The sequence below is a fragment of the Streptomyces sp. LS-MS-L19 genome (assembly GCF_058382285.1).
Genome location: NZ_JBYCLL010000001.1, coordinates 1,405,618 through 1,421,060 on the forward strand (window position 1 = coordinate 1,405,618; position 15,443 = coordinate 1,421,060).

13 protein-coding genes are annotated in these 15,443 nt (G+C 70.3%); 7 read left to right on the forward strand and 6 right to left on the reverse strand.

All coding sequences use genetic code 11. From position 1 onward, the window contains the following. Positions 1 to 121 precede the first annotated feature (121 nt). The 4 genes from AC2XR2_RS06035 (at position 122) to AC2XR2_RS06050 (ending at position 8,680) form a co-directional block, all read left to right on the forward strand. On the forward strand, positions 122 to 6,646 hold the full coding sequence (locus tag AC2XR2_RS06035; protein WP_491514513.1) for an RHS repeat domain-containing protein: 6,525 nt from the start codon (positions 122 to 124) through the stop codon (positions 6,644 to 6,646). Beyond that, entirely contained in the window at positions 6,646 to 6,915 is a 270-nt protein-coding gene (locus AC2XR2_RS06040; RefSeq protein ID WP_491514514.1) for a hypothetical protein, read from the forward strand. Before AC2XR2_RS06035 ends, AC2XR2_RS06040 begins: the two co-directional genes overlap by 1 nt. A gap of 67 nt (positions 6,916 to 6,982) precedes the next feature. Further along, complete coding sequence (locus AC2XR2_RS06045; RefSeq protein ID WP_381301408.1) at positions 6,983 to 7,369, forward strand: DUF779 domain-containing protein; 387 nt, start codon at positions 6,983 to 6,985, stop codon at positions 7,367 to 7,369. A gap of 72 nt (positions 7,370 to 7,441) precedes the next feature. After that, on the forward strand, positions 7,442 to 8,680 hold the full coding sequence (locus tag AC2XR2_RS06050) for a phosphodiester glycosidase family protein (protein ID WP_491514515.1): 1,239 nt from the start codon (positions 7,442 to 7,444) through the stop codon (positions 8,678 to 8,680). Positions 8,681 to 8,692: 12 nt separating this feature from the next. Here the strand turns inward: AC2XR2_RS06050 and AC2XR2_RS06055 are convergent, their stop codons facing one another. The 5 genes from AC2XR2_RS06055 to AC2XR2_RS06075 all read right to left on the reverse strand — a co-directional run bounded on the left by AC2XR2_RS06055 (position 8,693) and on the right by AC2XR2_RS06075 (position 13,274). Then, positions 8,693 to 8,887, reverse strand: a complete 195-nt coding sequence (locus AC2XR2_RS06055; protein WP_123759253.1) for a hypothetical protein — start codon at positions 8,885 to 8,887, stop codon at positions 8,693 to 8,695. 131 nt (positions 8,888 to 9,018) lie between these two features. Beyond that, on the reverse strand, positions 9,019 to 9,876 hold the full coding sequence (locus AC2XR2_RS06060) for a phosphatidylinositol-specific phospholipase C/glycerophosphodiester phosphodiesterase family protein (protein ID WP_491514516.1): 858 nt from the start codon (positions 9,874 to 9,876) through the stop codon (positions 9,019 to 9,021). Positions 9,877 to 10,057: 181 nt separating this feature from the next. Next, positions 10,058 to 11,131 carry an acyl-CoA dehydrogenase family protein gene (locus tag AC2XR2_RS06065; protein ID WP_491514517.1) on the reverse strand — a complete coding sequence of 358 codons (1,074 nt, stop codon included), beginning with the start codon at positions 11,129 to 11,131 and terminating at the stop codon, positions 10,058 to 10,060. Continuing rightward, entirely contained in the window at positions 11,128 to 12,309 is a 1,182-nt protein-coding gene (locus AC2XR2_RS06070) for an acyl-CoA dehydrogenase family protein (protein ID WP_449348634.1), read from the reverse strand. Before AC2XR2_RS06070 ends, AC2XR2_RS06065 begins: the two co-directional genes overlap by 4 nt. Continuing rightward, positions 12,306 to 13,274 carry an NADPH:quinone oxidoreductase family protein gene (locus tag AC2XR2_RS06075; RefSeq protein ID WP_491514518.1) on the reverse strand — a complete coding sequence of 323 codons (969 nt, stop codon included), beginning with the start codon at positions 13,272 to 13,274 and terminating at the stop codon, positions 12,306 to 12,308. Before AC2XR2_RS06075 ends, AC2XR2_RS06070 begins: the two co-directional genes overlap by 4 nt. 204 nt (positions 13,275 to 13,478) lie before the next feature. Between AC2XR2_RS06075 and AC2XR2_RS06080 the strand changes: the two genes are divergently transcribed. Then, positions 13,479 to 13,907: an SRPBCC family protein gene (locus tag AC2XR2_RS06080; protein ID WP_449348636.1), complete on the forward strand. Its 429-nt coding sequence runs from the start codon at positions 13,479 to 13,481 to the stop codon at positions 13,905 to 13,907. Positions 13,908 to 13,992: 85 nt separating this feature from the next. After that, entirely contained in the window at positions 13,993 to 14,556 is a 564-nt protein-coding gene (locus AC2XR2_RS06085; protein WP_491514519.1) for a CGNR zinc finger domain-containing protein, read from the forward strand. A gap of 112 nt (positions 14,557 to 14,668) precedes the next feature. On the opposite strand, the gene AC2XR2_RS06090 is transcribed toward AC2XR2_RS06085, so the two are convergent. After that, positions 14,669 to 14,863: a hypothetical protein gene (locus tag AC2XR2_RS06090; RefSeq protein WP_330268426.1), complete on the reverse strand. Its 195-nt coding sequence runs from the start codon at positions 14,861 to 14,863 to the stop codon at positions 14,669 to 14,671. Between the two features lie 198 nt (positions 14,864 to 15,061). Here AC2XR2_RS06090 and AC2XR2_RS06095 point away from each other — a divergent pair, with 198 nt between their 5' ends. Continuing rightward, entirely contained in the window at positions 15,062 to 15,436 is a 375-nt protein-coding gene (locus AC2XR2_RS06095; protein ID WP_330268425.1) for a VOC family protein, read from the forward strand. Positions 15,437 to 15,443: the final 7 nt, after the last annotated feature.

Genomic DNA, 15,443 nt, shown 5'->3' on the forward strand with positions numbered 1-15,443 from the left:
TCAACTTGTGGGGGGCGCGACCGTGGCGGTCACCAGAGCGTGGGCAAGTCGGGTCATGAGACCCGGAGTCGGGACGCGGTGCAGGAGCGGCCGGATCACAGCGCGCTGGCCTGTGCTGCTCGTGCTCGCACTCCTGACACCGGCCCTGCCGGGCGTCGGCCCGGAGGCGATCGCCGCCCCCCTCCGGCACGCTCCGACTCCCGCGCACGGCAAACCCGTTGCTGTGCACGAGGTCGCCTCGCACTACCACGCATCCCGGCGGATGCCGGCCTACAAGACCCCCCATGTCAGCTGGCCCGCCGGCACCGCCTCCCTCACCGTTCCACGGGCGGACGGCAAGACCGCGCGCGCGGGCTCCCTGCCGGTCCGGATCGGGCGAAGCGGCCACAACGGCGCCCCGGACCGGCTCCAAGTACGGCTGCTTCCGCATCGATCCGCCACTGCCGCGGGCGTCCACGGAGTGCTGCTGGACCTCACCGGCACGGCTCCCTCCGGTGCGGCCCCCTCCGGCACGGCTCCCTCCGGCTCAGCGGCCCGAGCGGCCGGCGGCAAGGTCGCGGTCAGCCTGGACTACTCCGCCTACGCGGGGGCCTTCGGCGGTGACTACGCCTCCCGCCTGCACCTCGTGCGGCTGCCCGCCTGCGCCCTGACCACCCCCGGCGTCCGCTCCTGCCGTACCCAGACTCCGCTGGCCTCCCGCAACGACACACACGGTCACACCCTGCACGCCGACGTGCCCCTGCCCGGCACGCAGCCGTCCGTCTCACGGCAGGCCGCCGCGTCCGGCACCAAGCAGGCCATGCTGCAGGCCGCGAGCACGATGGTGGTCGCGGCGACCTCGGACAGCGGCGGCGGAGGCGGCGACTTCTCGGCCACCTCGCTGAGCCCCTCCGGTTCGTGGCAGGCCGGCGGCAGCTCCGACGGCTTCGAGTGGTCGTATCCGATGTCCGTCCCCGGGGTGCCCGGCGGGATGGCGCCGAAGCTCGGGCTCAGCTACAACTCCCAGGCCGTCGACGGTCTCGTCTCCTCCACCAACAACCAGGCGTCCGTCGTCGGCGACGGCTTCGGCCTCCCGGCCAGCTTCGTCGAGCGGTCGTACAAGTCCTGTAACGAGAACCCCGCGGGCACCACCAAGACCCGGGACTACTGCTGGTCGGACGACAACCAGCTGACGCTCTCCCTGAACGGCCAGACGTCCACGCTCGTCAAGGACGACAAGACGGGCACCTACCACCCACTGAGCGACTCCAACGAGAAGGTCGAGTACCTCACCGGCGCCGCCAACGGGGCCCAGAACGGCGAGTACTTCCGGGTCACCACCGACGACGGCACGCAGTACACCTTCGGTCTCGACGAACTGCCGGGCTGGGCCTCGGGCAACACCAAGACGAACTCCGTGCTCACCGAGCCCGTCTACGCCACCGCGTCGGGACAGCCGTGCTACAACGCGACCTTCTCCAACTCCTGGTGCCAGCAGGCCTATCGCTGGAACCTGGACTACGTGAAGGACACGCACGGCGACGTGATGTCCTCCTTCTACACGGTCGACACGGCGTACTACGCGCGTGACCTCGGCACCACCGCGAACACCCCGTACAGCAGGGACTCCCGCCTCACCCGCATCCAGTACGGCCAACGCGACGGTTCCGTCTACTCGACCAGCCCCGCCGCGCAGATCACCTTCAGCTACAACGGCCGCTGCAAGACGTCCGCGACCGGCTGTGCGACCTCCACGCTGTCCTCGTCGACGGCCGCCGACTGGCCGGACGTCCCGTACGACCTGAACTGTGCCAGCGGCGCCTCCTGCAGCGTCACGTCGCCCACCTTCTGGTCCGAGTACGAGCTGAGCACGGTGCAGACGCAGGCGCTGTCCGGCACCACCGAGACCAACGTCGACAAGTGGGACTTCACCTACGCGTTCCCGGCGACGGGTGACTCGACCTCTCCGGCGCTGTGGCTGTCCACCCTGGTGCACACCGGCCAGGACACCACCGGCGGCGGCTCCACATCACCGATCGCCATGAAGCCCGTCACCTTCACCGGCACACCGCTCTCGAACCGGGTGAACGTCACCAACGGCTACCCGCCCATCACGCGCCACCGGCTCAACACGATCACCACCGAGACCGGCGCGATCATCAACGTCAACTACTCGGCGCCCGACTGCGCTTCCGGCACACCGTCCGACCCGAGCACCAACACCAAGCGGTGCTACCCGGAGTACTGGACACCCACCGGGCAGACCAGCCCGATCATGGACTGGTTCAACAAGTTCATCGTCACCGGCGTCACCCAGCAGGACCCCACCGGTGGCGGCGTCAACGACACCGTCTCCACCCACTACACGCCCATCGGCGGCGGTGCCTGGCACTACGACACCAATCCGCTGACGAAGTCCTCGCAGCGCACCTGGAACCAGTGGCGCGGCTACCAGGGCATGACGGTCACCACGGGTACCGCGCCCGATCCGGTCACACAGACCGACACCACGTTCTTCCGCGGGATGGACGGCGACACCCTGCCCGGCGGCGCGACCCGCTCGGTGAGCATCACGGACTCCCGCGGCGACGCCCCGGTCAAGGACTCCAACCAGTTCGCCGGTCAGACGTACGAGTCCATCACGTACAACGGCAGCGGCAGCAACAAGGTGGTCAGCGACGCCGTCACCACCCCGTGGACCTCGGCCGCCACCGCCACCCACGCGGTCTCCGGGCTGCCCGACCAGCAGGCGTTCCTCACCGGCGCCGCGGACAGCAAGGTGTACACCCCGATGGCCGCCGGCGGCACCCGGGTGACCGAGACCGCCTTCACCCATGACACGTACGGTCGCGTCACCAGGACCGACGACCGCGGCGACGTCTCGACCACGGCCGACGACCTGTGCACGACGACCAGTTACGCGGACAACACGGCGAAGTGGATCCTGGACACCGCCGACGAGGTCCGCACGGTGTCCGTCGACTGCGACACCACGCCGACACTGCCGAAGGACGCGGTCTCCGACACCCAGACCTTCTACGACCTCTCCACCACCCTGGGCGCGGCCCCGAGCGTCGGCGACCCGACCTCGACGCAGAAGGCCACCAGCTACAACGGCTCCACGCCGGTCTACACGACGACGGCCAGCACCACCGTCGACCAGTACGGCCGTCCCGCCACCTCGACCGACGCCGACAAGCGCACGGTGAAGACGACGTACTCGCCGACGACCGGCACCGAACCGACGTCCATCACCGAGACCGACCCGCTCGGCTACGCCACCGTCAAGACCTACGACCCGCTGCGCAACGTCCCGCTGTCGGTGACCGACCCGGCGGGCTACAAGGCCTCCGGCACCTATGACGCACTGGGCCGCCTCACCCAGGTCTTCAACCCCGGCATCACCTCGCCGGTCACCAAGTACGTCTACACACTGAGCAACACCGCCCCGTCGACGATCACCACCCAGTCGCTCAACGACGACGGCACCTACCGCAGCGCGACCATGCTCTACGACGCGCTGCTGCGGGTGCGGGAGACCCAGACGCCCGCCCCGGACGGCAGCCGGGAAGTCAGCGACACGGTCTACAACACCATCGGCCAGGTGGCGAAGACGTCCAGCCCGTACAACGCGACCGGTGCCCCGGACAGCACCCTGGTCCAGGCGCAGGACGGCCAGATCCCCTCCGAGACCGGCTACACCTACGACGGAGCGGGCCGCAAGACGGTCGCCACGGCATACAAGCTCGGCTCCGAGACCTGGCACACGACCACGGTCTACGGCGGTGACTTCACCACCACCGTCCCGCCGTCCGGTGCCACGGCCCAGACCCTGCTGACCGACGGCCGCGGCCGCGTGACGCACCTGTACGAGTACCACACCGGTGCGGCCGCCGATCCGGTCAACGACACCGCCTCGGACTACTCGGACACGAAGTACACCTACTACCCGGACGGGAACCGGGCCTCGGAGACCGACGCCGCCGGCAACACCTGGTCCTGGAAGTACGACCTGCTCGGTAGGCAGACCTCCGCCTCCGATCCCGACAGCGGCACGGGCACCACCGCCTACGACGACGCCGGGCTGGTCCTCAACACCACCGACTCGCGCGGCAAGCAGTTGTCGTACAGCTACGACGCCGACGGGCGCAAGACCGGCGCCTACGACACCACCGGTGGTGTCGCCCAGTCGACGGCGAACCAGATCGGCGCATGGACCTACGACACCCTCAAGAAGGGCATGCCCACAGCCAGCACCTCGTACCAGATGGGCACCGGCAGCCCGTCGGTCACGACGGCGGTGCTGGCGTACAACTCCCTGGGCAAGATCGCCGCGGAGAAGACGACCCTGGCGAACCTGCCGACCGACGAAGCGGCGCTGGCTCCCGCGGCCGGCTACACCACCAGCTACACCTACAAGCCGACCGGGGCGCCGGCCACCGAGGCCGATCCCGCGGAAGGCGGTCTGCCGGCGGAAACCCTCACCACCGGCTACGACACGTTCGGGGAACCGACCAGCCTCAGCAGCAGCGGCACGAACGCCTGGACCTACGTGAGCGCCATCGGCTACTCCGCATCCGGTCAGCTGTTGCAGTACACCTTCGGCCCCTCCACCAACTGGGTCGCGCTGTCCCTGGGTTACGACGAGCAGACGGGCGCCCTGACGGACGCGCAGACCACGGACTCCACCAGCAGCACTGTGGTGGACCACGCGCGCTACACCTGGGGCGACACACGCATCTCGAAGGGCGCGGGCCTGCTCACCGCCGTCAGCGACACACAGGACGGCGGAGCCGTCACCGACACGCAGTGCTACAGCTACGACTACGCCGACCATCTCAGCAGCGCCTGGACGGCCACCGACAGCTGTGCCGCCGTTCCCGCCACCGGGGCGAGCAGCACCGTCGGCGGCCCGAACCCGTACTGGCAGAGCTGGACCTACACGGCCGACGGACTGCGCAAGACGCAGACCGACCACGACACGACCGGCAACACCGCCGGTGACACCACGACCACCTACAACTACCCGACCCCCGGCTCGTCCACCGATCAGCCGCACACCCTCACCAGCACCACGGCCACCGGACCGAACGCCGCCGCGAACACCGCCTCGTACACCTACGACGCCGCGGGCAACACCCAGACCATCAGCGGCGGCGCGGCCGGACAGCAGGCCCTGACCTTCAACGACGAGGGCAAGGTCGCCACCGACACCACCAGCAGCGGTACGACCAGCTACCTGTACGACGCCACCGGTGGCCTCGCTCTGCGCACCGATCCCGGCAAAGCCACGCTGTTCGTCGGGAACGCCCAGATCGTCGAGGACACGACGACCCACACGCTCTCGGGCACTCGGTACTACACCGTCGCCGGTCACACCATCGCGCAGCGGAGCAGCTCGGGCGACATCCAGTACCTCATTCCCAACCAGCAGGGGACCGCCACGGTCGCCATCGACTATCAGACGCAGTCGGTGACGCGCCGCCAGTACCTGCCCTTCGGTCAGACACGCGCCGGTTCAGCAAGCGCCTTCCCCAACGGAACGGGCTTCGCAGGCGGCACCCCCGACCCGGCGACCTCGCTGGTCAACCTGGGGGCCCGGGAGTACGACCCGTTCACCGGCCGGTTCCTCTCGGACGACCCGGTCTTCGAGTCCATGGACACCGACCAGCTTCCCGGCTACGACTACGCGGGCAATGACCCCGTGACCTTGTCCGACCCGACCGGCGAGGACAACTGGTGGGCCGACCCCACCATGAATGTGCCGGTGACCCCGGACGCTCCGCCGATCTCGCAGAGCCTCGCCGACGAGCAGGGCTTCGGCAGCCTGTGCAACGCGCACAACTGCTCGAACTATCACCCGCATTCCGTCTTCATCTCGCCCCACTTCGGCTTCAGCGCGAACACCCCGAACATCAAGCAGCTGGCCGCGGCGTTCGCGAAGGAACTGAAGACGCACTACGACAAGATGTTCGACCCCCGTGCGTCGACCTACAAGATGCCTGACAAGGTGCTCGCCTACGGCACCGAGGTCGGCACCTGGGACGACGTGTGCAGCGGGAAACCGGGGTTGTGCTCCAAGTCGTTCGCCGACGAGGTCAGCGGGCTTCATGCGGCCCTCGACAAGCAGGCCAAGGCCAACGAACGCGGCACCATGTGCATCTTCTTCGGTGAGTGCCACTGGTGGAAGGTGACGGCGGCCGGTGCCATCTACTTCCGCACGATGCGCGCGGGCCCGGACGGCAAGCCGATGCTCGGCAACTCCGCCCGCACGTTGGGGGGCCGGGATAGGGACTACGAGGAGAACCTCGACGAGGACGGGAACATCGTCGTCGACGAGGAGGGAGCCACCCCTCCTGGCCTGTCGACCAACACCAATCTGCCGAAGATGTACAGGGTGGCACGACCGAACTGGCTTCCCGGCGGCCAGTCCAAGGATCCGTTGTGGGCCATCAAGGACGACGCGCTCGCTGCGCGGGGCCTCACTGCGCGCCCGGACCCCGACGACAAGTTCCACATCATGCTCGGGCCGGACGAGAACGGCGTCTCACCTGACGGGTACAACGCGAGAATCCAGTCGACCCAGGACGACTGGATCAACACCCAGGCACAATCCATGGAAGACGTCCAGGCGTTTCTCGCCGAGGCTGAGGGAGAGGAGCCCTGATGAAGGCCGGAGAAGCTGTTGAACTCAAGGACATCCTGGCCGACTGGCGGGACTACGACGACGCTGCGTTCCGGCTCGGGATCTTCCTCGGCGTCTTCCCGCCCGACCAGAAGTTCTCCCCGGTGAAGCGGATGTTCTGGGTCGACGGATACCCCCTGGGCGACATGCTCGTGGACATCCTGGACCGGATGGCCGAGGCGGGCGTTCTCCTCAAGGACGAGGACGACGCCCGGTACAAGTGGAATCCGGCGCCCATCGACCTGTCCTGAGGCCGGGCGTCCGGGTGGCGGTCCGTGCAACCCCCTCGCAACCTTCCCCGTGGTGCACTCGACGACCATGGACGAGGATTCCGCACGTGCCGGGTACGACGAGGTGCCGCGTGTCGAGCTGACGGCCGCGGCCGCCGGGCTGTTGCGTCGGCTGCACGAGGCGCACGGGCCGCTGATGTTCCATCAGTCCGGCGGCTGCTGTGACGGCAGCGCGCCGATGTGCTACCCGGAGGGCGAGTTCCGTACCGGCGGCTCGGACGTGCTGCTCGCCGAGTTGGACGTGGCCGGGGTCGAAACGCCCGTGACGTTCTGGATGTCGAGGAGCCAGTACGAGGTGTGGGCGCACACCCGGCTGATTGTCGACGTGGTCGAGGGCCGGGGCAGCGGATTCTCCCTGGAAGCACCCGAGGGGGTGCGTTTCCTCATCCGTTCGCGTGTGGTCGGTGCCGAGTAGGCCCCGCGGCCGCCGTCCTCTGGTGCACTTCCCCCGAGTTCTGGGACAGTTGACGAGACCTCAGGGAGAGCTGTGACGCACCGTCAAGGACGTTTCGGCGCAGGCAGATCAGTACTGACGCTTCTCGCGGCACTCGGCACGCTGGCCGGCACGGCCCTGGTGGGTGCGGCACCGGCCGGCGCCGCACCGGAGTGGACACGGCTCGCGACGGGCGTGCGGTACGGGCAGTTCGACCTCTCCGCGGCCGCGGGGCCCGCGCACGCCCATGTACTGCGCGTGGACCTGCGCGATCCGCGGGTGCGGGTGGGGCTGCTGTATCCGGGGGCGGTGGCCGCGCGGGCCACGGTGTCCCGGCAGGCGACCGCTCAGGGTGCCCTCGCGGGGGTCAACGGCGACTTCTTCAACATCACCGAGACCCAGCACCCGGGCGTGGAGGCGACCGGCGCGAGCGTGGGACCGGCGATCGCACAGGGGCGGGTGCTCAAGGGGGCGGTGCCGGACGGCCAGCGTTTCGGGCCCGCGCTGCCGCCCGGAACCGGCACCGAGGACGTGTTCGGGGTGGGCACCGACCGCCGGGCCCGCCTGGACGACCTGACCCTGGACGGATCGGTCCGCACACCCGAGGGGCGGTTGCCGCTCGGCGGGCTCAACCAGTACGCGCTGCCCGTCGGTTCGGTGGGCGCCTTCACCGCGGACTGGGGCAGCGTGTCCCGGGTGCGGGCGACCTGCGGGACGGACACGGACCGGGCGGCCCCGTGCAGCACCGACACCTACGAGGTGACGGTCCGTGCCGGACGGGTCGTGGCCGCCGCAGACACCCCGGGCAGCGGACCGATCGCCGCGGACACCACCGTGCTCGTGGGCCGGGAGGCGGGCGCGCAGCACCTGCGCAAGCTCGCGGTCGGCTCCGCGGTGACGGTGAAGCACCGCCTGGTCGCCGCCTCGTCGCGCATCCCCTACCGCTTCGCGCTCGGCGGGTATCCCCTGCTGGAGGACGGCCGTCCGCTGCCCGGCCTCGACGACACGACGTCCGCCGTGCGGACGGCCGTGGGGATCGCGGACGGCGGTCGAAGGCTGTATCTCCTCGCGCTGGACGGGGCGCCCGCCTATCGCAGCGGGCTGACGATCGCCGAAGTCGCGGCCACGATGCGGACGTTGGGCTCGGTCGACGCCTTCAGCCTGGACGGCGGCGGTTCGACGACCATGGCGGCGAGGATGCCGGGCACGGGTTCCGTCGCCGCTCTCAACCACCCCTCGGGCGGCGCCGAACGCCCCGTCCCGAACGGCATCGGGGTGTTCTCGAGGAGCTGAGCGCGACCCGGTTCAGGGGCGCAGGCTGCTGACGATGTCGGCTGTCGCCGTCATGCCGCTGTGGATGGTGGGCGCGATGTTCGTGCCGGCGAGGTAGAAGCCGAGCAGCGCGCACACCAGCGCGTGGGAGACCTTGAGTCCGCCGCTGCGCAGGAAGATCACCGCAAGGATCAGCAGCAGCACCAGCACCGAGATGGAAATCGCCATGGACAGCCTCCTCCGCCACGCCGCCGGGACCGTTTCGCGGCGTTCGGCCGCAAGTGTGGCGTAGCGGAGGGTTCGTCCGTGCGGCTGAAGTGTCCTCCGAACGAGTGGTGTCCGCGCCCGTTCGAGGCGGTCTACCGGTGGGCGTCCAGGAAGGCCTCCAGGCCTGCCAGGTCGTCGGTGTTGAAGTAGTCGACGCCGGCGGCGAGGAGTTCGGTCCACAGCGCGTCCCGGGCCGGGCCCGGCAGGTCAGGGGTGGCCCAGAAGCGGACCCGTTGTCCGCGCGTGTGGGCCTGCCGGACGATGCTGCGCAGCTTCTGCCGCTCGGCCTCGGGGAAGGTGCCCGTGCCGAGCCAGGTGAAGTTGAGTGTCCAGTTGTCGCTGATCAGCGGGATGAAGGAGGCGGGTGCCGAGGTGCCGAGGTCGGTGAGCCGGCCGTCGTAGAAGGCCCGCCGGACGGTCTGGGCCGCCATCGGCACCCGGGCGGCGCGGTCGCCGGAGATCACGGCGGTGACCGCGCCGGGTACGACCTTGCCGTGGACGTACGTGGTGAACAGGTGCTTGTACCGCCGGAGATGGCGGTCGAGTTCGAGGTAGGTCGAGGAGCCCTCGGTCTTGATGTCGATGAGCAGTTGGAGGGGGCGGCGGTGTCCCCGGTACACGGAACCGTGGTGGGCCTTCACGATCCCGGCCAGCGGGTCGAGGTAGAGGGATTCGAGGGTGCGCGTCGGGTCCAGGGCGTCCACGGTGTGGCCGATGAGGAGTTGGTCGCCGACGAGGAAGATGTCGGCCTCGACGCTGCCGAAGCGGTGGTCGAGGGCGTCGAGGAGGGGGCGCGGATGCTCGTAGTCGTTGTGGGCGTGGGCGCGCCACAGCGGGCGCGGGCGGTGCTTGCGGTCGGCGGCCCACGCGCTGCCGGCGGGCGGGGCGAGCACCGCGGCGGCCGTGACGCCGAAGGTGGTGAGGGCTCTGCGACGGGTGATGCGGGCCATGTTCTGCCTCCCTGTGGGGTGGGTCGGAACCACAGGGAGTATGGGGCCATCTGCACCTCAATGAACCTGTACGCGCTAGGAGTTGGCCGGACCGCCGCCACCCGTTCACTCCTTGCGCGCGGCCGCACGGAAAAGCCCGCCCCAGGTGGGGCGGGCTGTACCGGACTTGGGGAAAGGATGCTCAGGGCGCCTGGAGGTCGACGAGTTCGGCCAACCGGGCGCGGTGCACGCCCGCCGTGCCGTACGCGATCGAGTCGGACTTGGCCCGCTTCAGATACAGGTGCACGGGGTGCTCCCACGTCATGCCGATCCCGGCGTGGAGTTGGAGCGCCTCCTCGGCGGCGTGCACGGCGACGGACGCCGCGTAGGCCTGGGCCACGGCGACCGCCACGTCGGTGTCCTCGCCGGTGGCGAGCGCGTCGGCCGCGTTGCGCGCGGCGGCACGGAGGTTGACGACCTCCAGCCACAGCTGGGCGAGCCGGTGCTTGAGCGCCTGGAAGCCGCCGACGGGCCGGTTGAACTGCTTGCGCTCCTTGAGGTAGCGCACGGTCTCGGTCAACGTCCATTCGGCCAGGCCGAACTGCTCGGAGGCGAGCAGCCCGGCCCCGGCCCGGAGGGCCCGGTGCACGGCGGCCTCGGCGTCACCGAGCAGGCGGCCCGGCGCTCCGTCGAGCGTGACGGTCGCGAGCGGCCGGGTCAGGTCGAAGGAGATCTGCGGGGTGACGGTCGCGGCGGAGGCGTCCACCGCGTACAGCCCGCCGTCGTCCGCGGGCACCAGCAGCACATCGGCCGCCCGGGCGTCCGCGACCGCCGTCAACTCCCCGTGCAGGGCACCGTTCTCATGGCGTACGACCTTGTAGGCGCCGCCCGGCGCGATGTTCAGGGCGACGGCGAGGGCGCCGATCTTCCGCCCTGTCGCTAGCTCGGCGAGGAGGTCGTCGGCGGCGCAGGCGAGCAGGGCCTCGGTGGCGACGACCGCGCTGGTGAGGTAGGGCACGGGGGCGACCGCGCGGCCCAACTCCTCGAGGACGACGGCGACTTCGCGGTGCGTGGCGCCCTGGCCGCCCTTGTCCTCCGGGACCAGGAGCCCGGCGAGGCCCATGCCGTCGGTGAGCGCCTTCCAGGCCGCGAGGTCGTGCGGGGTGTCCGACTCGGTGCGGGCGATGACGCCGGGCGCGTCGCAGTGGTCGGCGAGCAGGTCGCGCACGGCGGCCCGGAGGGCCTCTTCCTCCTCGGAGTAGAGAAGATCGGTCATCGGGCGAGGTCCTTCCAGGCGACGTCCTTGTCGGTGCGCGGCTCCGCGGGCAGGCCCAGGACGCGCTCGGCGACGATGTTCAGCAGGACCTCGCTGGTCCCGCCCTCGATGCTGTTGCCCTTGGAGCGGAGGTAGCGGTAGCCGGCGTCGCGGCCGGTGAAGTCCACCAGTTCGGGCCGGCGCATGGTCCAGTCGTCGTACAACAGGCCCTCCTCGCCCCGGAGTTCGACTTCCAGGCCGCTGATCTCCTGGTTGAGGCGGGCGAAGGCGAGCTTCATGCCGGCGCCCTCGGGGCCCGGCTGTCCGGCGACGAGCTGCTGGCGCAGGCGCTCGGCGGTGAGGCGGGCGACCTCGGAGTCGACCCAGAGCTTCAGCAGGCGCTGGTGCAGGTCCTGGGTGCGCAGTTCGGGGCGTTCGCGCCAGGTCTTCGAGACCGGGCCGATCATGCCGCCCTCGCGGGGCAGGCGCATGCCGCCGATGGCGACGCGCTCGTTGTTGAGGGTGGTCTGCGCGACCCGCCAGCCGTCGCCGATCGCGCCGAGGCGGCGGGAGTCGGGGATGCGGACGTCGGTGAGGAAGACCTCGTTGAACTCGGCCTCGCCGGTGATCTGCCGGAGCGGGCGCACGTCCACGCCCGGGTCGGTCATGTCGCAGATGAAGTAGGTGATGCCGGCGTGCTTGGGCACGTCCGGGTCGGTGCGGGCGATGAGGATGGCCCAGCGGGAGTTGTGGGCGCCGGAGGTCCACACCTTCTGCCCGTTGACGACCCAGTCGTCACCTTCTCGCACGGCTCGCGTACCGAGTGCGGCGAGGTCGGATCCGGCGCCGGGCTCGCTGAAGAGCTGGCACCAGACCTCCTCCCCCACCCACAGGGGCCGCAGATAGCGCTGCTTCTGCTCCTCGGTGCCGTACTTGAGGATGGTGGGCGCGGCCATGCCGAGGCCGATGCCGTTGCGCCGCGGGTCGTTGTCGGGGGCGCCCGCGGCCTCCAGTTCGGCGTCCACGACGGCCTGGAGGGAGCGGGGCGCGTTCAGCCCGCCGAGCCCCTCCGGGTAGTGCACCCAGGCGAGCCCGGCGTCGAAGCGGGCCTTGAGGAAGTCGAGCCGGTCCGTGCTCGCGGGCGGGTGAGCGGCCAGCAACTCGACTGTACGGCGCTGGAGTTCGGCGGCGTCGGTCATGCCTGGTCTCCCGTGGGTACGACGGCGATCCGGCCGGTGGTGACCCCGTCACCGAGGCGCTGCACGGCGTCGGCGGCACCGGCGAGCGGCACGCGCTCGCTGATCAGCGGCCTGATCGCGCCGCGGGCGGCCAGTTCGGTGAGCTGTTCGTGGCAGTGCTGGACCAGCTTGGGGTTCTTGGTGTTGTACAGGCCCCAGTGCAGGCCCAGGATGGCGTAGTTCTTCACCAGGGCGTGGTTGAGGGCGGGGCTCGGAATGGTCCCGCCGGCGAAGCCGACGACCACGATGCGTCCCTCGAAGGCGACGACCTTGGTCGACTGCGTGTAGGCCTCGCCGCCCACGGGGTCGTAGATCACATCCGCGCCCCGGCCCCCGGTGGCCTCCCTCACGGCGGCGACGACGTCCTCGCTGCGCCGGTCCACCACCACGTCACAGCCCAGTTCCCGGGCCACGGCAGCCTTGGCGGCGCCGCCGACGACCCCGATGACAGTGGCCCCGGCCGCCTTCCCGAGCTGTACGGCCGCGCTGCCGACCCCTCCGGCGGCAGCGTGGACGAGCAGGGTCTCCCCGGCCTCCAGGCGGGCCCGGCGGTGCAGACCGAACCAGCCCGTCTGGTAGCCGATGTGCAGGGCCGCGGCCTCGGCGTCGTCCAGCGAGTCCGGGGCGGGCAGCAGGGCTGCGGCGTCCGCGACGGCGTACTCGGCGAAACCGCCGTGCGGCAGCGCGGGGTTGGCGATCACGCGCCGCCCGTCCTCGGTCTCGCCGCAGATCTCCACGCCCGGCGTGAAGGGCAGTGGCGGACGGACCTGGTAGTGGCCGCGGCACATCAGGACGTCCGGGAAATTGATGTTCGCGGCGCGCACCTTCAGCAGGACCTGGCCGTCGCCGGGCACGGGACGGGCCACGTCCTCGAGGCGCATCACCTCGCTCGGCTCGCCGTTCTCGTGCACTTGCCATGCCTGCATGGGGGGCCTCCACAGGACTGCGTCGTCATGCCGGGGTCTGACCGGGGTTCTTCGCATACTAAGCGGTTGCTTGCCGATCAGGGAACAGCTCGTGGGAGAAAGCGGAACCGACCCACCTTACGAGTAACCGCATTGACAGGTGACACACCTCCATGGGAGGTTCTCGTCACCGGTCAGAACGGTTACTTCTCAGTGAGGAAAGCCATGGCAGTCGTACGGTTCCATCTCGTCTCCACGCTCGGCCCGAAGGACGTGCTGGAGGTGCTGACCGACTTCAGCCCCGCGCGCGCGGAGGTCTGGCCGACCATCGACGCCGAGCACTTCGAGGTGCACGAACTCGGCGACACCTGGGCCGAGGTCACCGAGGGAACCGCCGCCGCCTGGGAGCGGGCCCGCTACGAGTGGGAGCCGAACGGGGACAGGGTCACCGTCACCACGCTCGACTCCAAGCTCTTCGGGGCGGGCGGCGGCTGGGTGTTCCGGATGAGCCCCGAGGGCACCGGCACCCGCATCGACGTCGAACTGACCCGGCAGCCGCACACCCTCAAGGGCCGGATGCTGGCCGCCCTGCTGCCCGCGGTGGCCCCCGGTTCCCTGCGCAGGTCGTTCGCGGGGCCGTTGCGGGCCGAGTGACCAGCCGGCCGGGGCCAGCCGGTTCGTCGGTCGCGGGGGGTGACGATTCTTGCCCCTCCCGGCGGTCACCTGTCAGAATGGTGATGTGAACCTTGACCACGTCTTCGTCTGCGGACATCCGGCCCTCGACTTCGCGGCGACCCTCCGGGCCCGGCGTTCGGCCCGCTTCGAGATGTTCGTGTCACCGGAGCGGCTCAACGCCTGGTACCTGGAGTCCGGCCTGGTGGACGCGATCACTCCCGGCGAGGAGGACGACGTCCGGGCGGCGACGACGGTGCGCGAGGCCGTCTACCGGCTGGTCACCGACCGACGGCTCGGCGAGGAGTTCGACCGGCAGGCGCTCGCCGTGCTCAACGCCGCGGCACGCAAGGCGCCCGCGACGCCGCAGCTCACCCTGGCGGGCCGGCACACCGACGCGACCCCCGAACAGGCGCTCGCGACCGTCGCCCGGCAGGCCGTCGAGCTGCTGAGCGGGCCGGACGTCCCCCTCCTGAAGGAGTGCGGCAACCCGGAGTGCACCCGCGTCTACATCGACCGCTCGCGCGGCATGCGACGGCAGTGGTGCGGCATGGAGTCGTGCGGCAACAAGATCAAGGCGGCGGCGTACCGGGCACGCAAGAAGGACACGTCCGCCGCGGCCGCGCACTGACACACCCACGAGGTCGGCCCGCCGCGCTCCCGCGGCGGGAGGGATGCGCCGAAGGGGCCGTGACCTTGAAGGTCACGGCCCCCCGACATCATGTCCGGCCACTCTCTTGGGCCTACAGCCCGAGATCGAGGGCCAGGCACGAGTAGTACTTCCAGCTGCCCGCCGGGTCGTACGAGGCGTTCGCCCCGCCCGCGGGAGCGGCCTCCACCTCTTCCGTCATGTCCTCGAAGCGAATGCGCTCGGGGAGGCTGCCGTAGCGGGCGTGCCGGGCTGCCGAGTCGGCGTCCATGGTGAGGTCCCTGTTCATGACCGTTCTCCCCTTCACGAAATGCACCCCGATGGGACGACCACCAGCATGCGCATTCACGGCGTCACCTGTCAAGCCGGTGACGCGAGCGGGATCGCCCCTGCGGGGGTGTCCGCACGCATGCCTCCCACAGGCGGGGGTACGAACCCTGCCTGACGGGACGTATCCGAAGTGGTCGTAGGGCAAGGAGTGCCGGAAGTGATTCGAAAGCTGCAGGCGGTCGCGCTGGACTGTGCCGATCCGGTACGGCTCGCCGAGTTCTACGCGGAGCTGCTCGGCGGCCGGGTGGTCGCGGACGCCGAGGATCCCGACTGGGTCGAGGTACACGGGTTCGAGGGCACACCGCTGGCCTGTCAGCGGGTGGACGGTTACCGGCCGCCGCGATGGCCGAGCCAGGACCACCCGCAACAGCTGCACCTGGACTTCGACGTGGACGATCTCGACGGCGAGGAGAAGCGGGCCCTCGCCCTCGGCGCGACCGTGCTGGAACGCACGGACCAGCTCCGCCCGGAGGCCAACTGGCGGGTCTACGCGGACCCGGCCGGCCACCCGTTCTGCCTCTGCTTCCACTGAGCCCGCC

Coding starts and splice junctions, on each gene's coding strand:
- AC2XR2_RS06040 (WP_491514514.1), top strand. CDS start 6,646: ATGAAGGCCGGAGAAGCTGTTGAACTCAAGGACATCCTGGCCGACTGG.
- AC2XR2_RS06045 (WP_381301408.1), top strand. CDS start 6,983: ATGGACGAGGATTCCGCACGTGCCGGGTACGACGAGGTGCCGCGTGTC.
- AC2XR2_RS06055 (WP_123759253.1), bottom strand. CDS start 8,887: ATGGCGATTTCCATCTCGGTGCTGGTGCTGCTGCTGATCCTTGCGGTG.
- AC2XR2_RS06060 (WP_491514516.1), bottom strand. CDS start 9,876: ATGGCCCGCATCACCCGTCGCAGAGCCCTCACCACCTTCGGCGTCACG.
- AC2XR2_RS06065 (WP_491514517.1), bottom strand. CDS start 11,131: ATGACCGATCTTCTCTACTCCGAGGAGGAAGAGGCCCTCCGGGCCGCC.
- AC2XR2_RS06070 (WP_449348634.1), bottom strand. CDS start 12,309: ATGACCGACGCCGCCGAACTCCAGCGCCGTACAGTCGAGTTGCTGGCC.
- AC2XR2_RS06075 (WP_491514518.1), bottom strand. CDS start 13,274: ATGCAGGCATGGCAAGTGCACGAGAACGGCGAGCCGAGCGAGGTGATG.
- AC2XR2_RS06080 (WP_449348636.1), top strand. CDS start 13,479: ATGGCAGTCGTACGGTTCCATCTCGTCTCCACGCTCGGCCCGAAGGAC.
- AC2XR2_RS06090 (WP_330268426.1), bottom strand. CDS start 14,863: ATGAACAGGGACCTCACCATGGACGCCGACTCGGCAGCCCGGCACGCC.